Annotated in this window: 17 protein-coding genes; 12 read left to right on the top strand and 5 right to left on the bottom strand. The window is 70.3% G+C overall.

The genetic code is table 11. The annotated features are described in order from the left end of the window. Position 1: 1 nt before the first annotated feature. Both ACFY0U_RS33240 and ACFY0U_RS33235 read right to left on the bottom strand, forming a co-directional pair. Positions 2–3,169, bottom strand: a complete 3,168-nt coding sequence (locus tag ACFY0U_RS33240; protein ID WP_388642132.1) for a tetratricopeptide repeat protein — start codon at positions 3,167–3,169, stop codon at positions 2–4. Then, positions 3,169–5,007, bottom strand: a complete 1,839-nt coding sequence (locus tag ACFY0U_RS33235; protein ID WP_388642131.1) for an HSP90 family protein — start codon at positions 5,005–5,007, stop codon at positions 3,169–3,171. The genes ACFY0U_RS33240 and ACFY0U_RS33235 overlap by 1 nt, the downstream gene beginning before the upstream one ends. Before the next feature lie 163 nt (positions 5,008–5,170). On the opposite strand from ACFY0U_RS33235, the gene recG reads away from it, so the two are divergent. From recG to mutM, 8 genes are all read left to right on the top strand, one after another. After that, complete coding sequence (gene recG / locus ACFY0U_RS33230; RefSeq protein WP_388642130.1) at positions 5,171–7,369, top strand: ATP-dependent DNA helicase RecG; 2,199 nt, start codon at positions 5,171–5,173, stop codon at positions 7,367–7,369. Between the two features lie 80 nt (positions 7,370–7,449). Then, positions 7,450–8,037: a 16S rRNA (guanine(966)-N(2))-methyltransferase RsmD gene (rsmD, locus tag ACFY0U_RS33225; protein ID WP_388642129.1), complete on the top strand. Its 588-nt coding sequence runs from the start codon at positions 7,450–7,452 to the stop codon at positions 8,035–8,037. A gap of 26 nt (positions 8,038–8,063) precedes the next feature. Continuing rightward, positions 8,064–8,543 (top strand): pantetheine-phosphate adenylyltransferase, encoded by a 480-nt coding sequence (coaD, locus tag ACFY0U_RS33220; protein ID WP_384168565.1) that lies wholly within the window; start codon positions 8,064–8,066, stop codon positions 8,541–8,543. A gap of 57 nt (positions 8,544–8,600) precedes the next feature. Next, positions 8,601–9,650: an ATP synthase F0 subunit B gene (locus ACFY0U_RS33215; RefSeq protein WP_388642127.1), complete on the top strand. Its 1,050-nt coding sequence runs from the start codon at positions 8,601–8,603 to the stop codon at positions 9,648–9,650. Between the two features lie 132 nt (positions 9,651–9,782). Further along, the gene (locus tag ACFY0U_RS33210; protein ID WP_388642126.1) at positions 9,783–10,436 is read left to right on the top strand and encodes a YceD family protein; all 654 of its coding nucleotides are present in this window, start codon (positions 9,783–9,785) and stop codon (positions 10,434–10,436) included. A 2-nt stretch (positions 10,437–10,438) separates the two neighbouring features. Next, a complete protein-coding gene (rpmF, locus tag ACFY0U_RS33205) occupies positions 10,439–10,612 on the top strand; it encodes a 50S ribosomal protein L32 (protein WP_015657589.1) in 174 nt (57 codons plus the stop codon). A gap of 7 nt (positions 10,613–10,619) precedes the next feature. Then, positions 10,620–11,423, top strand: a complete 804-nt coding sequence (gene rnc, locus ACFY0U_RS33200; protein WP_388642125.1) for a ribonuclease III — start codon at positions 10,620–10,622, stop codon at positions 11,421–11,423. Between the two features lie 72 nt (positions 11,424–11,495). Beyond that, positions 11,496–12,356: a bifunctional DNA-formamidopyrimidine glycosylase/DNA-(apurinic or apyrimidinic site) lyase gene (mutM, locus tag ACFY0U_RS33195; protein ID WP_388642124.1), complete on the top strand. Its 861-nt coding sequence runs from the start codon at positions 11,496–11,498 to the stop codon at positions 12,354–12,356. Here the strand turns inward: mutM and ACFY0U_RS33190 are convergent. Next, the gene (locus ACFY0U_RS33190; RefSeq protein WP_388642122.1) at positions 12,329–12,721 is read right to left on the bottom strand and encodes a winged helix-turn-helix transcriptional regulator; all 393 of its coding nucleotides are present in this window, start codon (positions 12,719–12,721) and stop codon (positions 12,329–12,331) included. The genes mutM and ACFY0U_RS33190 overlap by 28 nt on opposite strands. Before the next feature lie 86 nt (positions 12,722–12,807). After that, the gene (locus ACFY0U_RS33185; protein WP_388642120.1) at positions 12,808–13,986 is read right to left on the bottom strand and encodes a CAP domain-containing protein; all 1,179 of its coding nucleotides are present in this window, start codon (positions 13,984–13,986) and stop codon (positions 12,808–12,810) included. Positions 13,987–14,159: 173 nt separating this feature from the next. Here ACFY0U_RS33185 and ACFY0U_RS33180 point away from each other — a divergent pair, with 173 nt between their 5' ends. From ACFY0U_RS33180 to ACFY0U_RS33165, 4 genes are all read left to right on the top strand, one after another. Next, on the top strand, positions 14,160–14,441 hold the full coding sequence (locus ACFY0U_RS33180) for an acylphosphatase (RefSeq protein ID WP_388642118.1): 282 nt from the start codon (positions 14,160–14,162) through the stop codon (positions 14,439–14,441). Positions 14,442–14,823: 382 nt separating this feature from the next. Next, positions 14,824–15,027: a hypothetical protein gene (locus tag ACFY0U_RS33175; protein WP_037649730.1), complete on the top strand. Its 204-nt coding sequence runs from the start codon at positions 14,824–14,826 to the stop codon at positions 15,025–15,027. A gap of 228 nt (positions 15,028–15,255) precedes the next feature. Next, positions 15,256–18,843 carry a chromosome segregation protein SMC gene (gene smc / locus ACFY0U_RS33170; protein WP_388642115.1) on the top strand — a complete coding sequence of 1,196 codons (3,588 nt, stop codon included), beginning with the start codon at positions 15,256–15,258 and terminating at the stop codon, positions 18,841–18,843. A gap of 239 nt (positions 18,844–19,082) precedes the next feature. Continuing rightward, the gene (locus ACFY0U_RS33165; RefSeq protein WP_388642114.1) at positions 19,083–20,498 is read left to right on the top strand and encodes a sugar porter family MFS transporter; all 1,416 of its coding nucleotides are present in this window, start codon (positions 19,083–19,085) and stop codon (positions 20,496–20,498) included. Between the two features lie 139 nt (positions 20,499–20,637). Here ACFY0U_RS33165 and ACFY0U_RS33160 read toward each other — a convergent pair whose 3' ends face one another. After that, positions 20,638–21,609, bottom strand: coding sequence for an LLM class flavin-dependent oxidoreductase (locus ACFY0U_RS33160; RefSeq protein ID WP_388642113.1), 972 nt, complete (start codon positions 21,607–21,609; stop codon positions 20,638–20,640). Positions 21,610–21,627: the final 18 nt, after the last annotated feature.

The following is a 21,627-nucleotide window of genomic DNA, read 5'->3' as shown; positions in this document are numbered from 1 at the left end:
GCTAGTCCTCCAGGACCTGGAGCATCTGCTGCGCCTCCGCCCGCCGGGCCAGCGCGGTCTCGTCGGCCTCGCTCTCGTCGTACTCGTGCTGCTCCTCGTGCGCCTCGTAGGCCTGGTACGCCGCCAGCACCCCACGCGCGCGTGCCGCCGCGCGGTCGGGGCGGCTCAGGTCGGCCTCCAGCCAGCCCGCGGCGAGCTCGGCGCCGGTACGGCTGTGCAGGGCGTCGTCGCCGAGCGAGGCGAACACCACGATGGCCTCCGTCACCTGCGACAGGGCGTCCTCCATCGCGGCCCGGATGGAGTCGTCATCGTCGTCCTCGGCGGCGGAACGGGCGAGCAGGTCGCCGAACTGCAGGTGCGTGTGCCCGAGCTCGGCGACGAGCCGCTGCCGGGCCTCCTCGTCGGCGGCGTCCGCACCCAGAGCCTCCTCGCACTCCCGGACCGCGGCCGCCATCAGCTCCCGGGCGTCGCCCTGACCGTCCTGCGTGCCCAGCGCGAGCCACGCGCGGGCGCGCAGGGCACGGACCAGGCCGTGGACATCGCCGAGCGAGCGCCACAGCTCACCCGCGCGGGCGTAGGCCTGATCCGCCTCGACGGACAGCCCGGCCTGGCCGAGGGACTCGGCGGCGAGATGGGCGAGCGTGGCGTGGTCGTGCTGCTCGGGCCAGAGCCTGGCGATCTCGGCCGCCTGCAAGCGCCGTTCGGCCGCCGCGCGGTGCTCGCCGAGCTCGCTCAGACAGTCGCCGAGCCACCACTGCACCTGGACGACCGCGCCGTCGCCGTGTGTCTCGGCGGACAGGTCGGGCAGCGCCGACTCCAGCACCTCCGCGGCCTCGGCCCACCGCCCCTGCCGCAGCAGGAACCCGCCGAGCAGCTGCCGCGCCCACGCGCCCAGCGCCGGCCCCTCACCGGCCGCGTCGGCCCAGTGCGCCGCCTCCAGGGCGTGCTCGGCGGCCTCCTCGACCTGGCCCCTGCCGCCCAGCACCTCGGCGAGCTGGAGGTGCAGCTGGGCCCGTCCGACCGCCTCCAGATGCGGCCCGCCGTGCTCCAACGCGGCCCGCAGCGCCCGCTCGGCCTCCGCGACATCGCCCATGTGGTGCGCGAGCTGCGCCAGCCGGGCCTCGGACTCCACGGCGAACCACGGCAGACCCGCCCCCACGAACCCCTCCGCGGCATGCCGGAACAGATCCGCCGCGATCCTCAACTCCCCGTCCCCGGCGGCCAGCTCCGCGAACATCGCCCACGCCTCGGCGGCCCGCGACCCGAGCTGCACGTCGTCCCCGGCCCGCCCGTCGACGAGCGCGAGCACCTCCCGCACGGCGGCGTCGGCGTCGGCGCGGAGGGAGGCCAGAGAGGGGCCGCCGCCCGGGACTCCGGTCGCCGTGGGACTCCCCTCGGGGACCCCGGGTGCCGTTTGGACGTCGTCCCGTACTCGGCCGTCGGCGGGAGTCTCGGCCGTCACCGGCGTTCCCTCCCCGGCCGGGTCCGTCTCCAGGGGACCGGCGGCGACGGAAGGACCAGCCCCCTCGGAGCCCGCCCGTTCGTCCGGCGCCACGTCGCTGTCCCCCTCCGGTGCCTCCCCGGCCTCCTGCACCCGCCGCATCAGGATCCGCGCCCGCGCCATCAGCACCGACGCCGTCTGGCGTACGCCGGTGCCGTCCTCGGCGTAGAGCGCGAGGATCTCGTCGTACGGGCCGGCGATCGCCGTGAGGGCTCCATCCATGTCGCCCGCGAGCGCGCGTACGAACGCGCCACGCGCGCGTGCGGCCAGTGCCTCGCCCGGGTCGCCCGCCTGCGTGTACAGCTCGGCGGCCCGCTCGAACAACTCGATGCCCTCGGGACCGAGGTCCATGGCCTGGTGGTCGGCGATCTCCGCCCGGTCGCGCGGGTCGAGTTCGACGCCCTCCGCCGCCCGCGACACCGCCACCCACGCCTCGACGGCGTTCGGCCGCAGACGGTCCGACAGCTGCCGCGCCTCGGCGATCAGCGCCGCCAGATCCGGCTCCGCGGCCTCCCGCTCGACCACGGGGGACGCGGCGACAGGGGTGGCCGTCCGCGCCGACCGCACCCCCAGCGGCAACCGCTCCACCAACGGCTCCTGCGCCATACGCGCGCGTGCCCGCTCGCTGACGTACGTCGTGCCGTTGCGCGCGTCGAAGCGGCCGGCCAGGTCGAGGGCCTCCGCACGCGCGTGCGTGGCGAGTTCGCGGGCCGTCCAGGAACGGCCGGCCGGTCCCGGCACCTGACGGTCGCCGAGACCGAGCCCGGTCAGCCGGTCCATGAGCAGCGCCACCACGCTCAGGAACTCCAGCCCGCTGCGCGGATGCCCGGTGTCCGTGAAGTACGCCGGCCGCTCCGCGAGCAGCTCCAGACCGCGCGCCTCGTTGCCGCTCAGGGCACAGAACTCGACGTGGTCCGCGTAGGCGCCCCGCATGCTCTCCATGGCCCGTACGAGCCTGAAGCCCCGCAGATGGTTCGCACGGGCCTCGTCGAGGCGCCCGAGGCGCAGCAGGGGCACCAGGGAGGCCGCGAGGGAGGTGTGCGGCTCGTGCGCGCAGCCGAGCTCGCCCTCCAGGACCGGCGTCCACAGCTCGATCGCCTCCGCGTCCCGGCTCCGCTCGCTCTGCCACCACCCCTGCCCGTGCAGCTCGCACGCGTGGCAGTCGGCCATCCGGTCCCGGTCGGCGGCGAGCCACGCGGCGTACGCCCGCTCCGCGCGCGGCAGGTCCCCGATGTGCGCGGCGACGTTGAACTCGGCGCTGCGCACGGCCCGTTCGGAGTGCCCGGCGAGCCGGTAGCGGTGCTCCATCTCGCCGAGCCACTTCTCGATGGAGGCGAGCGGCACGTGCGGCTGGTCGAGCATCCCGGACGACATCCACTTGAAGACCCAGTGCAGGGTGTGGGTCTCGTACTCGTCGAAGTCCTCCGGCCGCTCGTCCCACATGCGCAGCAGACGCGCGAAGGGGACGAACATCTTGTCCTTCTCGGAGCTGTAGTTGTAGACCTTCAGCTGGTGTCCGAGCGCCTCGATCACGGCGAGCGGGACGTTCAGTGCCTCGGCCGCCACCAGCAGCTGCTCCGCGCGCGCGTTGCGGGCGGGACCCTCCGGCTGCTCGCCGTTCTCGGCCATCGCCCGGCGCAGGGCGTCGAAGTCCGTGATCTCGCTCATCAGCGATCCTCCTCGCCGTTCGTGGCCCACTCCAGAAGGCCCATGAAGGACCGGTTCAGCAGCGCCGAGTCCGCGGGCCTGAGCGGGCGCTGCGCCATCAGCAGCGCCTGTCCGTACAGGGACTCCGTGGCGGTGCCGATCAGCTCCGAATCGCCGAGCGAACTGATCCGCCGGATCAGCGGATTGAGGTGGTTGAGCACGAGACGCGCGCGTGGCGCGCTGCCGCGCAGCGAGCCGAGGATGCCCGCCCACAGGTCGTCGGCCCGCGCCTCGGCCTCCGCGCGCGCCTGCTCGTGCCGCGCGGACCGGTCGTCCAGATGCAGCGCGGGCACGGAGAGCGGCCGGAACGCCCGCAGGACGACGTCACAGCCCAGCGGGTCGAGCGTGGCCCGCGCGGCCGCCAGGAAGCCGGACAGCGCCAGCTCGTCGGCCGGGTCGACCGCGTCCAGGTGCGCGGTCACGGTGTCGGTGTCCAGCTCGGCGACCACCGTCCCCGGCCGCACCGACGGCAGCGCCTCGACCAGGTCGCCGTCGTAGGTGTAACCGCCGTTGACCACCCCGACGCCCTGCGCGGACGCGATGGGCGCGACCTGCCGGTACTCCTCCACGGTCCGCGTGAAGTGCACGACCGGGTGGCGCTGTGCGAACTCCTCCAGGGACAGCTGTCCGTCGGTCGTCTCGAAGGGCAGCCACGGCAGCATCGTGCGCAGCATGTCCTTGTCGTGCCGGGCCAGCGACTTCACGCCCAGGTGATGCACGGAGAGGAAGGCCGCCAGCCGCTCCGGATCACCGGCGGCCAGCCCCGTCAGCCAGGACCGGATCTTCTCGCCCAGCGCCTCCCGTACGGCCGCCAGCGTCTCGTCCTCGTAGAGCGACTCGCGCGAGGCCGTCGGCCGCAGACTGTCCGTGTCCAGGACGCAGCGCACGAAGAACGCCCAGTCGGGCAGCAGCTGTTCGGCGCGCTCGGTCAGCAGCATGCCCTTGAGGTGGACGCGGTGCGTCGCGCGCGTGGCCGGGCTGACCGCCGAGGGCAGCACGTACGCCACTCCGCGGATCCCGGCGACGGGCACGTTCAGCTCGATCGAGTCCAGCGGGGTGAAACCGAAGAGGTCGTGACAGTGCCGCGCCAGGGCCACCCTGCGGGTGGCGGGGGAGGGGTAGGGCCGGTCCCAGGGCGCCGGCAGGTCGGTGACCGCCTCGTCGTCCACCCGCACGTCGTACGGCAGCAGCGCGCCGAAGTCCCGCGCCAGCGTGAGGACCCGCTCGGGGGTGAGCCACTCCCCGGCTCCCGCCCGAGCCGTCAGATGCACGGTCGTGCCGGGCTCGGGACGGGCCTCGTGCGGCAACGTCCGTACGGTGTACGAACCGTCGTCGCTCGCTGTCCACTCCACGGGCGCCGCCTCGGGCGTACGGGCACTGCGGCTGACGACCCGGATCTGCTCGGCCACCACGAAACAGGCGAGCAGCCCGATGCCGAACTGGCCGAGGAAGTCGGAGCGGACCTCCTGAAGCCCCTCCTGGAGTCCGTCGGCCCGCTTCGAGCTGCGGCCGATGGTCGCCAACAGGGTGTGCACATCCGCCTCGGTGAGCCCCACGCCGGAGTCCTCGACCCGCAGAGTGCCGTCCTGGGCGAAGAGCCTCACCTTGGCCGGGGCGTCGGGCTGGTCGGCGCGCCGGGCCGTGATGGCGTCCACGGCGTTCTGCAGCAGCTCGCGCAGATAGACCTTGGGACTGGAGTAGAGGTGATGGGACAGCAGATCCACCAGGCCACGCAGGTCGACCTGGAACGTATGAGGTGACGGGGATGCCTGGGATGACTGTGAGGTCTGGGAGTCCATCGCTGCAGCGCCGCGGGTGGGGAGGTCGTCGGCGCGGGGTCGGGCGGTCCCGGTGGGGCGGTGACCGCTAGATGGCCGGAGCGCGTCATCCTAGAGCCGGAACAGCCCGTCTGACCAGGGGTTTCCCGAGACGTATACGGCATTGTCAGTGGGGTGGTGTGCAATGGATCTCGTGCCCGCGCTCGAAGAACCACTGAAAAAGGTGCTCGGCCCACCCACCGCGAAGGTGATGGCCGAGCATCTCGGCCTGCACACCGTCGGCGACCTCCTGCACCACTACCCGCGCAGATACGAGGAGCGGGGCCAGCTCACCCACCTGGCCGACCTCCCCATGGACGAGCACGTCACGGTGGTCGCCCAGGTCGCCGACGCCCGTCTGCACACCTTCGCCTCGGCCAAGGCCCCCCGGGGCAAGGGGCAGCGGCTGGAGGTGACCATCACCGACGGCAGCGGCCGCCTCCAGCTGGTGTTCTTCGGTGCCGGTGTCCACAAGCCCCACAAGGAGCTCCTGCCGGGCACCCGCGCGATGTTCGCCGGCAAGGTCTCGGTCTTCAACCGCCGCCTCCAACTGGCGCACCCGGCCTACGAGTTGCTGCGCGGAGACGCGGAGGAGACGGTGGAGACCTGGGCCGGCGCCCTGATCCCCATCTATCCCGCCACGGCCAAGCTGGAGTCCTGGAAGATCGGCAAGGCGATCCAGACGGTCCTGCCCAGCGCCCAGGAGGCGGTGGACCCCCTCCCGGACTCCCTCCGCGACGGCCGCGGCCTGGTCCCCCTCCCCGAGGCCCTCCTCAAGATCCACCGCCCGCACACCAAGGCCGACATCGAGGACGCCCGCTCCCGCCTCAAGTGGGACGAGGCCTTCGTCCTCCAGGTCGCCCTCGCCCGCCGCCGCCACGCCGACGCCCAACTCCCCGCGGTGGCCCGCAAGCCCAAGGCGGACGGCCTCCTGACCGCCTTCGACGCCCGCCTCCCCTTCACCCTCACCGAGGGCCAGCAGAAGGTCTCCAAGGAGATCTTCGACGACCTGGCGACGGAGCATCCGATGCACCGGCTGCTCCAGGGAGAGGTCGGATCGGGAAAGACGATGGTGGCCCTGCGCGCCATGCTCGCCGTCGTCGACGCAGGCGGTCAGGCCGCGATGCTCGCTCCCACCGAGGTGCTGGCCCAGCAACATCACCGGTCGATCGTCGAGATGATGGGCGAGCTGGCCGAGGGCGGAATGCTGGGCGGGTCCGAGCACGCCACGAAGGTGGTGCTCCTGACCGGCTCGATGGGCACGGCCGCTCGTCGTCAGGCCCTGCTCGACCTCGTCACCGCGGACGCCGGGATCGTCATCGGCACGCACGCGCTGATCGAGGACAAGGTGCAGTTCCACGACCTCGGACTCGTCGTCGTGGACGAACAGCACCGCTTCGGCGTGGAGCAGCGGGACGCCCTGCGCGGCAAGGGCAAACAGCCGCCCCACCTGCTCGTCATGACCGCCACCCCCATTCCTCGCACGGTCGCCATGACGGTCTTCGGCGACCTGGAGACCTCGGTCCTGGACCAGCTCCCGGCCGGCCGCTCCCCGATCGCCAGCCATGTCGTCCCGGCCGCCGACAAGCCCCACTTCCTGGCCCGCGCCTGGGAACGGGTGCGGGAGGAGGTCGAGAACGGCCACCAGGGATACGTCGTCTGCCCCCGCATCGGCGACGAGGAGGTGGATCCGAAAAAGAAGAAGTCCCCCGAGGACGAAGCCGAGAAGCGCCCACCGCTGGCCGTTCTCGACGTGGCGGACCAGCTCACCAAGGGGCCGTTGCGGGGCCTGCGCGTCGAGGTCCTGCACGGGCGTATGCACCCCGACGACAAGGACGCGGTCATGCGCCGCTTCGCGGCCGGCGAGACCCATGTCCTGGTCGCCACCACGGTCATCGAGGTCGGCGTCAACGTCCCGAACGCCACGGCGATGGTCATCATGGACGCCGACCGCTTCGGCGTCTCCCAGCTCCACCAGCTCCGCGGCCGCGTCGGCCGAGGCTCGGCGGCCGGCCTCTGCCTCCTGGTCACGGAGATGCCGGAGGCCAGCCCTGCCCGCCAGCGCCTGAACGCGGTGGCGTCCACCCTGGACGGCTTCGAACTCTCCCGCATCGACCTCGAACAACGCCGAGAGGGAGATGTCCTGGGCCAGGCCCAGTCCGGCGCCCGCACCAGCCTGCGCATGCTGGCCGTCATCGAGGACGAGGAGATCATCGCGGAGGCGAGGGAGGAGGCGGCGGCAGTGGTGGCGGCGGATCCGGAGCTCGCCGACCTCCCAGGTCTGCGCACAGCCCTGGACGCCCTCCTGGACGACGAAAGAGAGCAGTACCTGGAAAAGGGGTGAGGAAGACCCCCCAAGGGGCGCGAGGAACCGCGCGACCAGCCACACTGATACCTGAAGCCGCCCACGACCAAGGACCGAAGATGACCCGCGTGATCGCCGGCGCAGCCGGCGGACGTCGACTCGCCGTCCCGCCAGGCACCGGCACCCGCCCCACCTCCGACCGCGCACGCGAAGGTCTCTTCTCCACCTGGCAGTCCCTCCTCGGCGGCCCCCTCCGAGGCGAGCGCGTCCTCGACCTCTACGCCGGTTCGGGCGCCGTAGGCCTGGAGGCCCTCTCCCGTGGCGCGAGTCACACCCTCCTGGTCGAGGCCGACGCCAGAGCCGCTCGCGTCATCCGGGAGAACGTGAAGAATCTCGGCCTCCCCGGCGCCGAGGTGAGGGCGGGCAAAGCCGAACAGATCGTCCGGACACCGGCGCCGCCAGACCCGTACGACATCGTCTTCCTCGACCCCCCGTACGCCGTCTCGGACGACGATCTTCGCGAGATTCTGCTCACACTCCGCACCCAGGGCTGGCTCACGGCCGAAGCGCTGGTCACCGTGGAGCGCAGCACCAGAGGCGGAGAATTCCTCTGGCCGGACGGCTTCGCACCACTCCGGTCCCGTCGCTACGGCGAAGGAACCTTTTGGTACGGTCGCGCCGCCTCTACGTGCGAAGACGCACGATGACCGGACCGGAGAGCGAGGGATCTCAAGTGCGCCGCGCCGTCTGTCCCGGGTCGTTCGACCCGATCACCAACGGACATCTCGACATCATTTCCCGCGCCTCCCGTCTGTATGACGAGGTCTATGTCGCGGTCATGATCAACAAGTCCAAGAAGGGCCTGTTCGAGGTCGAGGAGCGGATCGAGCTGATCCGCCAGGTCACCGCCGAGTACGGCAACGTCAAGGTCGAGTCCTTCCACGGCCTCCTCGTCGACTACTGCAAGCAGCGCGACATCCCGGCCATCGTCAAGGGCCTGCGCGCGGTCAGCGACTTCGACTACGAGCTCCAGATGGCCCAGATGAACAACGGTCTGTCGGGTGTCGAGACGCTGTTCGTGCCGACCAACCCCACCTACAGCTTCCTGTCCTCCTCGCTCGTCAAGGAGGTCGCCACCTGGGGCGGAGACATCGCCCACCTGGTGCCGCCGCTGGTCCTGGAGGCGCTCAACGAGCGCCTGCGCAAGGACTGATGGGGCTACAGTCGTCCCGTCCGTCTCCAACACAGCTGTAGAGAGTGGCGAGCACAGGTGGACGTGCAGAAGAAGCTCGACGAGATCGTCGCCGCGGTCTCCGGCGCCCGGTCGATGCCCATGTCGGCCTCGTGCGTGGTCAACCGCGCCGAGCTGCTCGCGATGCTGGAGGAGGTGCGGGCGGCCCTGCCCGACTCCCTCGCCCAGGCCCAGGAGCTGATCGGCGGCCGTGAGCAGATGGTCGAGCAGGCCCGTCAGGAGGCCGAGCGGATCATCTCGACCGCGCACGCCGAGCGCGGCTCGCTGATCTCCGACACCGAGGTCGCCCGCCGCTCCCAGAGCGAGGCCGACCGCATCCTCTCCGAGGCCCGCCGGGAGGCCGAGGAGGTCCGCGCGGAGGCCGACGACTACGTCGACTCCAAGCTCGCCAACTTCGAGGTCGTCCTCACCAAGACCATCGGCTCCGTCGGCCGCGGCCGCGAGAAGCTCCTCGGCACCGGTCCGGGCCTCGACGAGCAGGGCTACGAGGACGAGGACGCCCCCGAGCGCAGCCACGACCCCGAGACCCTGCGCCGGGACGCCGACACCTACGTCGACACCAAGCTCGGCGCCTTCGAGGCGGTCCTCACCAAGACCCTGGAGGCCGTCGGCAAGGGCCGCCAGAAGCTGCACGGCCGGATCGCCACGGACGACCTCGGCGCCCTCGCCGACGACAACACCACCGTCCAGCACTCCAGCGACGCCGACTACCTTGCCGACCTCGCGGCCCTCGCCGAGCAGGACAACCGGGCCGCCGCCGAGCAGCCCGCCCAGCCGCAGTACGAGCCGCAGCCGGCCTACGGCTACCAGCAGACGGACACCTACGGCGGCGGCTACCCGCAGCAGCAGGCCTACGCCCAGCAGCAGGACGCCTACGGCTACCAGCAGGCCGATCCCTACGCCTACCAGGGCTACGACGCCCAGCAGGCCGCCTACGACGCCGGACAGAGCCAGCAGGGCCAGCAGCACGCCCAGCAGTCGTACGCCCTCGACGAGACCAGCCTCTTCGACACCGGCATGATCACTCCGGAGCAGCTCAGGGCCTACGAGCAGGGGCGCGGCCAGTAGGAGAGCACCGGATTGGGCCGTGAGGGAAAGGTCCAGTATCCTGGCTCTTCGGTCGCGCGTACGTCCGCGATCAACGCTGCCCGGGAACACCGAAGGGCAGCGTCCCTCTGAGCTCGAAGATCGAAAGCAGGAATGGCTCTGAACGCCCGCCTCGACCACCGCAAGCCTCTCGTGTTCGACACACACGAGCTGGGGCGGCGGCCTGGTGCGCAGCAGCGCCTGACCCGTGAGATCGACGCTCCCAAGGATCTGGGGATCGCGGGAGTGATCGGAGTGCCGGAAGGCGCCCCGGTGGAGCTCGAACTCCGGCTCGAGTCGGTCATGGAAGGGGTGCTTGTCACAGGCACCGCCCGTGCACTGGCCGAGGGGGAGTGCGTAAGGTGTCTGGAGCCGCTGGAGCTGGAGCTCGCAGCGGACTTCCAGGAGATGTTCTCGTACCCTGACGCCGATGACCGGGGCCGTGTGAAAGCGGAACCGGCCGACGACGCCGAGGAAGACGAGGACAGGCTCTTTCTCGAGGACGGCCTGTTCGACCTCGAACCCGTGCTGCGTGACGCGGTGGTGCTTGCCCTGCCGATGCAGCCGGTGTGCCAGGACGACTGCCCTGGCCTGTGCTCCGAGTGCGGAGCGCGGCTGGCGGACGACCCGGACCACCACCACGACGCCGTCGACATCCGTTGGGCGGCACTGCAGGGACTCGCCGGTTCACTCGAAGATGGCGAGAAGGACGAGATGAGCGGCGGCGCGCTTCCATCAGCGCACGCCGACGAGAAGCAGGAGAAGTAGCCGTGGCTGTTCCGAAGCGGAAGATGTCGCGCAGCAACACGCGCCACCGCCGGTCGCAGTGGAAGGCTGCGGTCACCCCTCTGGTTGCGTGCGAGCGCTGCCACGAGCCCAAGCAGCAGCACATCGCGTGCCCGTCTTGCGGCACGTACAACAAGCGCCAGGTCCTCGAGGTCTGAGCGGCTGGTGAGAGGCACTGTGTCCACTCCGAAGAAGAATTCTGCGGACAACACGGCCTCGTCCCACACGCTGTTGGAAGGGCGGCTCGGGTACAAACTCGAGTCCGCCCTTCTGGTGCGTGCGCTGACCCACCGGTCCTACGCGTACGAGAACGGCGGTCTGCCCACCAACGAGCGCCTGGAGTTCCTCGGGGACTCCGTCCTCGGCCTCGTGGTCACGGACACGCTGTACCGCACCCACCCCGACCTGCCCGAAGGCCAGCTGGCCAAGTTGCGGGCCGCGGTGGTCAATTCTCGTGCGCTGGCGGAGGTGGGCCGTGGGCTCGACCTGGGCTCCTTCATCCGGCTCGGCCGTGGTGAAGAGGGTACGGGCGGCCGGGACAAGGCATCCATCCTCGCCGACACCCTCGAAGCGGTGATCGGCGCGGTCTATCTCGACCAGGGTCTGGACGCGGCGGGCGAACTCGTCCACCGGCTCTTCGACCCGCTGATCGAGAAGTCCTCCAACCTCGGTGCCGGCCTGGACTGGAAGACCAGTCTCCAGGAGCTCACCGCGACCGAAGGCCTCGGCGTGCCCGAGTACCAGGTCTCGGAGACCGGCCCCGACCACGAGAAGACCTTCACTGCTGCCGCCCGCGTCGGAGGCGTCTCGTACGGCACCGGCACCGGCCGCAGCAAGAAGGAGGCGGAGCAACAGGCCGCCGAGTCCGCATGGCGGTCCATCCGGGCCGCGGCGGACGAGCGCGCCAAGGCTGCGGCGAAGGCCATCGAGGCCGACGCCGGCGCCGACGAGGCGCCCGCCTCCGCCTGACCGCACAGCGCGATACCCAGAGCGCCCGTCCCGCACCGGGGCGGGCGCTCGGCTCATACACCGGGGGATCCCATGCCCGAGTTGCCTGAGGTCGAGGTCGTCCGACGAGGTCTGGAGCGGTGGGTCGCCCACCGTGCCGTCGCCGAGGCCGAGGTGCTGCACCCGCGTGCGGTACGCCGTCACATCGCCGGCGCCGACGACTTCACCCACCGCCTCAAGGGTCACCGCATCGGTGTGCCCAGCCGCCGCGGCAAGTATCTGTGGCTGCCGCTGGAGGACACCAACCAGTCGGTCCTGGCGCACCTCGGCATGAGCGGCCAGCTGCTGGTCCAGCCGCACGAGACACCGGACGAGAAGCATCTGCGCATCCGCGTCCGCTTCGCCGACGGCCTCGGTACGGAACTCCGCTTCGTCGACCAACGCACCTTCGGCGGCCTGTCGTTGCACGACAACACCGAGGACGGCCTGCCCGACGTCATCGCGCACATCGCCCGCGATCCCCTGGACCCGCTCTTCGACGACGAGGCGTTCCACCAGGCCCTGCGCCGCAAGCGCAGCACCATCAAACGGGCCCTGCTCGACCAGTCGTTGATCAGCGGCGTCGGCAACATCTACGCGGACGAGGCACTTTGGCGCGCCCGCCTCCACTACGAGCGCCCGACCGCCGGATTCACCCGCCCGCGCACAACCGAACTCCTGGGCCACGTAAGGGATGTGATGAACGCGGCCCTGGCGGTGGGCGGCACGAGTTTCGACAGCCTGTACGTCAACGTCAATGGAGAATCAGGCTACTTCGACCGCTCGCTCGACGCGTACGGCCGCGAAGGACTGCCCTGCAAGCGGTGCGGTACGCCGATGCGCCGACGGCCCTGGATGAACCGGTCCAGCTATTTCTGCCCGAAGTGTCAGCGGGCGCCGCGCGTCTCGTCGTAGTGGCGGCGTGCTTCGAGTACGTCGTCCATACGACCCTCCACGAAGTCGATGAGGCCGATCAGCCGCTCGGCGACCCCGCGGCCCAGCGGCGTCAGTTCGTAGTCGACGCGGGGCGGGTTGGTCGGCTGGGCCTCGCGGTGCACCAGGCCGTCGCGCTCCAGGGCCTGCAATGTCTGGGAGAGCATCTTCTCGCTCACGCCGTCCACCCGACGGCGCAGCTCGTTGAAGCGCAGGGAGCCGCCCTTGTGCAGGGCGCCGAGGGTGAGGCCGCCCCAGCGTCCGGTGACGTGCTCCAGCGTGCCGCGCGAGGGGCAGGCCTTGGCGAACACGTCGTACGAGAGGTCGAGCTCCTGCGTGCTGTCCATACCTCCAGCGTACGGGAGGGCAGCGCTAACGAAAAGGGAGCACTAACCATGAGTTAGTGCTCCCTTTTCGGCTGCCTTCGCTTCGGTCAGTACCCGAAGTCCTGCGTCCACCACGGGCCACCCGGCCCGATGTGCACGCCGACCCCCAGCGTCTTGAAGTCGCAGTTCAGGATGTTCGCCTTGTGGCCCGGGCTGTTCATCCAGGCCTCCATCACCGCGGCCGCGTCGGCCTGGCCCCGGGCTATGTTCTCGCCGCCGAGGCTGGTGATGCCGGCTGCCTCGGCCCGGTCCCAGGGGGTCTTGCCGCTGGGGTCGGTGTGGTCGAAGAAGCCCTCGGCGGCCATCGCGTCGCTGAAGTCCTCGGCGAGCTTGCCCAGCGCGCTGTTCGCGGCCACCGGGCTGCAGCCCACCTTCGCCCGCTCCTCGTTCACGAGCTTCAGCACCTCGGCCTCGGCCTGGGACTCCACGGAGACCGCCACCGGGGCCTTGGTGTTCGCCGGCGCCTTGGTGGCCGCACGCGAGGGCGGCGTCACCGGCTTCTTCTCGCTGGGCGTGGCCGTCGGCTTCTTCGACGGCGCCTTGGTCGGCGCCGCCGTCGAGGGCGAGGCGGACGGGGTGGGCGAGGCCGAGGCGGAGCGCTCGCCGTCGCGGCTGGCCGCCTCGTCGTCCCGGCTCTCGTCGGCGCTGCCGGAGGTGCCGCCCTGCTCGGTCGCGGAGTTGGTCGGGGTGTCCGCGGCCTGCACGTTGTCGGCGTTGCCACCGCCGAGCTTGTAGTTGTCGAGGCCGGGCACCACACCCGTGGCCACCGCGACCGTGCCGATCGCGACCGCCGCGGAGACCCCGAGCAGACCGGTCTTGACCGGCGTCACGACCTTCTTCTTGCGACGGCGACGCGAACCCCCGCCGCGCCGCGGACCCTCACCCGGCGAGAAACCCTCGCTCGGGAACATCGCGGTGCTCGTGGTGCCCGTGACCTGGGCGTACTCGTCGTCCGTCGCGTAGAGGTAGGCGTCACTGCGGGAGTGCGCCTCGGGGTTCAGATAGGGCGCGATGCCCATCGTGGGGTACTCACCCGTGTGGTGACCCCGGGCGTCGGCGTCGAAGTCGTAGGAGAACTGCTGGTCCAAGCCGTACGAGTGCTGCGGGTCGTAGTCATACGAGTGCTGCGGGTCGTAGCCGCTCGTGTATGAGCCGTCTGTTTCTGTGACCCCCGTGGCGCGGCCCGTGGCGGCGCGGCCGGCGGCGGAGCGTCGGTGGCGTCCCATGTGTCCTGGCCTTCCTCGTCCTTTGTGGCCGACTCGTCCCCAGCGGTCGGACCGAACTCACAAAACTCACACGATCGAGTGAGTTTCGTATGAGATTCATTGGCAGGGGACGGTACCGCATGGCGCCAGGGGAGGGAGAGTCCAGAGAGACATTGGTTGGTTAGGTTGCATCTATGAGCGAGGATGTACGACTGGTCGCCTGGGTGCGAGGACGCGTCCAAGGTGTGGGTTTCCGCTGGTTCACGCGGGCCAAGGCCCTGGAGCTCGGTGGGTTGAGTGGTTTTGCTCTCAATTTGGGGGACGGACGGGTCCAGGTGGTCGCCGAGGGCCCGAAGGCGCGGTGCGAAGGACTCCTCGACTGGCTCCAGGGCGAGGACACGCCCGGGCGCGTGGACGGTGTCACCGAGATCTGGGACACACCCCGCGGGGGTTACGACGGCTTCGCCATCCGCTGAGCCGGTTCTGTAAAGCGGGCCAGGTCGAACCGGAGGGGCATGCCACTGGCACCTGCCCGAAGCAGAAAGGCCCTGGTGGTTGCCAAGAACGGCATTTCCTGGGAGGCTCCGCACTTAAGGATGATCGCTACGCCCTGAGGGCCCCGCAGGAGTCGCTGCGCCGCCGTTTCCGGTCGCGTGCCCCCGGGTCGCCCGCCAATACAGGGCGTGATCGTGTTGACCGTCAAACTTTTTGGTGAGACGCTGAATGCACCCCGCGCACCTTAGCTGTTTGGCATGGATGAACGGCAGCACAAACTCAACAGTGCCAAGCATCGCGGGTGCGAATCCCTCACGACCCACACCGCTTCGGTCGGTCACTCAGTGTGGAGGACCATCCATCATGGCAAAGGCGCTTCTCGGTTACGTCGGCGGCTCCGACCCGCGACTCATTGCCGAGATGCGACGGCTCCAGCAGCGCGTACAAGACCTCGAATCCGAGCTCGTACGGATCCAGGCCGAGAACGACGCGCTCGCGGCTGCCGCTTCTCACGACTCGCTTCTGGAGAGCATCGACGCACACCAGGCGGAGCCTGCGCTCACCTGATCACTGCATCGCACCACGACATCAGCAGTGGTTGGGCCGCCCGTGTCAACCGCTAAGTTGTCAGAGTTTGAGTTTGCAAGGGACGCTTCGGCGTCCCTTCTTTCTTTCCCCCGCGTACACCTTCCCGGTCTCTTTAACGTCTGATGTGCCCTGCACGTTCATGGGTGAAACCGCGGGATACAGCGCGTTCATGGAGTGAGACAACCCCGGAAGGTAGAGTCCAGCGGCGTGCACCTCAAGGCCCTGACCCTCCGCGGGTTCAAGTCGTTCGCCTCGGCGACCACGCTCCGGTTCGAGCCGGGTATCACGTGTGTCGTCGGCCCGAACGGCTCGGGCAAGTCCAATGTCGTCGACGCCCTCAGCTGGGTCATGGGCGAGCAGGGCGCCAAGTCGCTGCGCGGCGGCAAGATGGAGGACGTCATCTTCGCCGGCACCACCGGGCGGCCCCCGCTGGGTCGCGCCGAGGTGTCCCTGACCATCGACAACTCCGACGGGGCGCTGCCCATCGAGTACGCCGAGGTCACCATCACGCGGATCATGTTCCGCAACGGCGGCAGCGAGTACCAGATCAACGGCGACACCTGTCGTCTGCTGGACATCCAGGAGCTGCTCTCCGACTCCGGCATCGGCCGCGAGATGCATGTCATCGTCGGTCAGGGCCAGCTCGACTCCGTTCTGCACGCCGATCCCATGGGCCGCCGCGCCTTCATCGAGGAGGCGGCCGGCGTCCTCAAGCACCGCAAGCGCAAGGAGAAGGCCCTCCGCAAACTGGACGCGATGCAGGCCAACCTCGCGCGCGTGCAGGACCTCACGGACGAGCTGCGGAGGCAACTGAAGCCGCTGGGCCGCCAGGCGGCGGTCGCGCGGCGGGCCGCGGTGATCCAGGCGGATCTGCGCGACGCCCGCCTCAGGCTCCTGGCCGACGATCTCGTACGACTGCGCCAGGCGCTCAAGTCCGAGATCGCCGACGAGGCCGCGCTGAAGGAGCGCAAGGAAGCCGCCGAGCAGGAGCTGAGGAAGGCCCTGCAACGGGAGGCCCTCCTGGAGGACGAGGTGCGGCAGCTGACGCCGCGGCTCCAGCGGGCCCAGCAGACCTGGTACGAGCTCTCCCAGCTCGCCGAGCGGGTGCGCGGCACGGTCTCGCTCGCCGACGCGCGCGTGAAGAGCGCGACCTCGGCGCCACCGGAGGAACGGCGTGGCCGTGACCCCGAGGACATGGAGCGCGAGGCAGCCCGGATCCGTGAGCAGGAGGCCGAGCTCGAAGCGGCCCTGGAGGCGGCCGAGCACGCCCTGGAGGACACGGTCGCGCACCGCGCCGAGCTGGAACGTTCGCTGACGGACGAGGAACGGCGCCTGAAGGACGTCGCCCGCGCCATCGCCGACCGCCGCGAGGGGCTGGCCCGACTGAACGGCCAGGTCAACGCGGCCCGTTCGCGCGCGGCCTCGGCCCAGGCCGAGATCGACCGCCTGGCGTCCGCGAGAGACGAGGCCCAGGAGCGTGCCTTCGCCGCCCAGGAGGAGTACGAGGCGCTCAAGGCCGAGGTCGACGGACTGGACGCCGGCGACGCCGAGCTGGCCGAGCAGCACGACGCGGCGAAGGCAGCGCTGAGGGAGGCGGAGGCGGCCCTCACGGCGGCACGGGAAGCGGCCACGGCTGCCGAGCGGAAGCGGGCGGCGACACAGGCACGGCACGAGGCGCTCGCGCTGGGGCTGCGCAGGAAGGACGGCACGGGGATACTGCTGGGCGCGAAGGACCGCCTCACCGGCCTGCTGGGTCCGGCGGCGGAGCTGCTGACTGTGACACCGGGGTACGAGGTGGCGCTGGCGGCGGCTTTCGGCGCGGCGGCGGACGCACTGGCGGTGACGTCACCGTCGGCGGCGGCGGACGCGATCCGGCTGCTGCGCAAGCAGGACGGGGGCCGGGCGTCACTTCTCTTGGCAGGGGGCCCGGAAGACGCGCCCCAAAGGGGCGCGGGGAACTGCGCGACCAGCCACGACGCGCCCGCAGACGCCACACAAGCCCACGCATTCGATTTCGTCCGCGGCCCTTCCGACCTCATGCCTGCCGTACGACGCCTACTCCACGGCATCGTCGTAGTCGGCACCCTCGAAGACGCCGAAGACCTCGTCTACGCCCACCCCCACCTCACCGCCGTCACCGCCGAAGGCGATCTCCTCGGCGCCCACTTCGCCCACGGCGGCTCCGCAGGCGCCCCCAGCCTCCTCGAAGTACAGGCATCCGTCGACGAGGCAGCCGCCGAGCTGGAAGAACTCGCCGTCCGCTGCGAGGAGTTGAGCGAGGCCCAGCACGAGGCACAGGAGCTGCGGAAAGAACGTACCGCCCTCGTCGAGGAACTCAGCGAGCGGCGCCGCGCCGCCGACCGGGAGAAGTCGACCGTGGCCCAGCAGCTCGGCCGCCTCGCCGGCCAGGCGCGCGGTGCCGCGGGCGAGGCCGAGCGATCCGTCGCGGCGGCCACCCGCGCACAGGAGTCGCTCGACAAGGCCCTCCAGGACGTGGAGGAACTCGCCGAACGCCTCGCCGTGGCCGAGGAGATGCCCGTAGAAGAGGAGCCGGACACCTCCGTACGCGACCGCCTCGCCGCTGACGGCGCCAACGCACGCCAGACCGAGATGGAAGCCCGCCTCCAGGTCCGTACGCACGAGGAGCGCGTCAAGGGCCTCGCCGGCCGCGCCGACTCCCTCGACCGCGCCGCCCGAGCCGAGCGCGACGCACGCGCGCGTGCCGAGCAGCGGCGGGCGCGGCTGCGGCACGAGGCCGGCGTCGCGGAGGCCGTCGCCTCCGGTGCGCGGCAACTCCTCGTGCACGTCGAGGTGTCGCTCGGGCGAGCCGAGGAGGAACGGTCCGCCGCCGAGGCCGCCAAGGCGCGCCGCGAGCAGGAGCTGACCGCCGCCCGCAATGCCGGCCGGGACCTCAAGGGCGAGCTCGACAAGCTGACCGACTCGGTCCACCGCGGTGAGGTGCTCGGCGCCGAGAAGCGGATGCGGATCGAGCAGCTGGAGACCAAGGCGCTGGAGGAGCTGGGCGTCGAGCCCGCCGGGCTCATCTCCGAATACGGGCCCCATCAGCTCGTACCGCCCTCTCCGCCCGCCGAGGGCGAGGAGCTGCCGGAGGATCCGGAGCATCCGCGCAACCAGCCGAAGTCGTTCCACCGGGCCGAGCAGGAGAAGCGGCTCAAGGCGGCCGAACGCGCCTACCAGCAGCTCGGGAAGGTGAACCCGCTCGCCCTTGAGGAGTTCTCGGCGCTGGAGGAGCGGCACAAGTTCCTCAGCGAGCAGCTGGAGGACCTGAAGAAGACCCGCGCCGATCTGCTTCAGGTGGTGAAGGAGGTCGACGAGCGGGTCGAGCAGGTCTTCACCGAGGCCTTCCGGGACACCGCCCGGGAGTTCGAGGGTGTCTTCAGCCGGCTGTTCCCGGGTGGTGACGGGCGGCTGATCCTCACCGACCCCGACAACATGCTCACCACCGGTGTCGACGTCGAGGCGCGTCCGCCGGGCAAGAAGGTGAAGCGGCTCAGCCTGCTCTCCGGCGGTGAGCGGTCGCTGACGGCCGTGGCGATGCTGGTGTCGATCTTCAAGGCCCGGCCCAGCCCGTTCTACGTCATGGACGAGGTCGAGGCCGCCCTCGACGACACCAACCTCCAGCGGCTGATCCGCATCATGCAGGAGCTCCAGGAAGCCTCGCAGCTGATCGTGATCACCCACCAGAAGCGCACGATGGAGGTCGCCGACGCGCTGTACGGCGTCTCCATGCAGGGCGACGGTGTGTCGAAGGTCATCTCGCAGCGACTTCGCTAGTCGCGTGCCCTCTACACCTATCGCGACCTGCGTTTTCTGATCGACTTCAAGTCTTGAACGAATCGGCACGCCATGGGTGCGGAAACTTCACAGCCGTCCCCCTGTTGACTTCGAAACTTGAAGGCATAGTCTCTGCAACGTTGCTTTTACCTTCAGGTGGTGGGCGGCGTGAAGCTATGCGCCACTGGAAGGGCTCACCCCCCACCCGGCGGCGCTGCCGGTGGCCCGAGGAGTTTCACTTGACCAGCACAGCGGCACCCACATCAGGAGCCAGGTCGGCTCAGCCCGAGCACCTCGGGCACGTCATCTTCATCGCGGCGGCGGCCGCGATGGGCGGTTTCCTCTTCGGCTACGACAGCTCCGTGATCAATGGCGCGGTCGAGGCCATCAGGGACCGTTACGACATCGGCTCCGCAGCGCTGGCGCAGGTCATCGCCATCGCCCTGATCGGATGTGCCATCGGTGCCGCGACCGCCGGCCGGATCGCCGACCGGATCGGCCGCATCCGGTGCATGCAGATCTCGGCCGTGCTCTTCACGGTCAGCGCGGTGGGTTCCGCACTGCCCTTCGCCCTGTGGGACCTCGCCTTCTGGCGCGTCGTCGGTGGCTTCGCCATCGGTATGGCCTCCGTGATCGGCCCCGCCTACATCGCGGAGGTCGCCCCGCCGGCCTACCGCGGTCGCCTCGGCTCCTTCCAGCAGGCCGCGATCGTCATCGGCATCGCCATCTCGCAGCTGGTCAACTGGGGCCTGCTGAACGCCGCGGGCGGTGACCAGCGCGGCAAGCTGATGGGCCTGGAGGCCTGGCAGGTCATGCTCGGCGTCATGGTGATCCCGGCCGTCCTCTACGGCCTGCTCTCCTTCGCGATCCCCGAGTCCCCGCGCTTCCTGATCTCCGTCGGCAAGCACGAGCGTGCCCGCGAGATCCTCAAGGAGGTCGAGGGCGACAAGATCGACCTGGACGCTCGTGTCACCGAGATCGAGCACGCCATGAAGAGCGAGCACAAGTCCACCTTCAAGGACCTGCTCGGCGGCAGCTTCTTCTTCAAGCCGATCGTCTGGGTCGGTATCGGCCTCTCGGTCTTCCAGCAGTTCGTCGGCATCAACGTCGCGTTCTACTACTCCTCGACCCTGTGGCAGTCGGTCGGTGTCGACCCGACGGAGTCGTTCTTCTACTCGTTCACGACGTCGATCATCAACATCGTCGGCACCGTGATCGCCATGATCTTCGTGGACCGCGTCGGCCGTAAGCCGCTGGCACTCATCGGCTCGGTCGGCATGGTGATCGGTCTCGGCCTTGAGGCCTGGGCTTTCTCCTTCGACCTGGTCGACGGAAAGCTGCCGGCCGCGCAGGGCTGGACCGCCCTGATCGCCGCCCACGTCTTCGTCCTCTTCTTCGCCCTGTCCTGGGGTGTGGTGGTCTGGGTCTTCCTCGGCGAGATGTTCCCGAACAAGATCCGCGCCGCCGCCCTCGGTGTGGCCGCCTCCGCACAGTGGATCGCCAACTGGGCCATCACCGCGAGCTTCCCGTCGCTGGCCGACTGGAACCTCTCCGCGACCTACGTGATCTACACGATCTTCGCCGCGCTCTCCATCCCGTTCGTCCTCAAGTTCGTGAAGGAGACGAAGGGCAAGGCGCTGGAGGAGATGGGCTGAGCAGCCCGCACGCACTCGGGGGACGGGCCCAACCCCGCTGCCCTTCCCCCGGCTCCTGCCGCCGCCCCCGACCCGGTCACTGCCCGGGTCGGGGGCGGCGGTGTCGTGACCACCTCGCCCCGGTGGACCACCGCACAGGTCAGTCCGTCAGCGCCGGCAGCACCTGCTCCGCGAACAGCCGCAGGCTCCGCCACCCCTCCTCCACCGGCATTCCGCCCGCCAGCGGATGGAGTACGAGGTTGTCGAGCCCCTGTGCCACGCACTCCTGCGGTGTCACGATCCGGTACACGCCCTCGGCGCGCAGTTCCTGCACGGTCGTGGCGCCCGACTTCACGGCGGAGCGGATGTCGCCGGACTGCCAGGAGGCGTAGGTCCGGGCCTCGTGCAGGAAGCAGGAGCCGTAGGTGTCCCACGCGCGGTCCGGGTCCTCGGCGATGTGCAGCAGGGGGGTCTCGGCGGCGGGCATCATGGTCCAGCCCTCGGTGCCGTACTCGACGAGCCGCTCCTTGTAGTACGCCTCCAGCTCCGGCAGATGCGCGCTGGGGAAGAACGGCAGGCCCAGGCGGGCGGCCCGGCGCGCGGCGGCCCGTGAGGAGCCGCCGACCAGGAGCAGGGGGTGCGGCTCGGTGCAGGGGCGCGGGGTGACTCGTACCGTACGGCCCCGGTACTCGAACTCCTCGCCGGTCCAGGCCTTGAGCAGCGTCTCCAGCAGTTCGTCCTGGAGCTTGCCGCGCCGCTTCCAGTCCACGTCGAACTGGGCGTACTCCTCGGGCCGGTAGCCGATTCCCGCGACCGTGACCAGGCGGCCGCCGCTCAGCAGATCCAGTACGGCGATCTCCTCGGCCAGCCGGAGCGGGTCGTGCAGGGGGCCGATGACCGCCGAGACCGTGACCGCGAGCCGCTTGGTCGCGCCGAAGACCGCGCCCGCGAAGGCGAAGGGGGAGGGGAGCCAGTTGTTGGCCACGCCGTGGTGTTCCTCGGTCTGGACCGTGCTGATGCCGTGTTCGTCGGCGTAGGCGGTCATCTCCAGGGCGGCCTGGTAGCGGGCGCGGAGGGAGGCGGGGGTGGCGCCGGGTTCGACGAGGTTGAAGCGTACGACCGTGATGGGCATGGGGTCCCCCTCGCTGCA

The organism is Streptomyces sp. NPDC001536 (genome assembly GCF_042894505.1).
Lineage (GTDB): Bacteria > Actinomycetota > Actinomycetes > Streptomycetales > Streptomycetaceae > Streptomyces.
The sequence above is the reverse complement of the archived record's forward strand: the minus strand, read 5'-3'. Positions and strand labels throughout refer to the sequence as shown.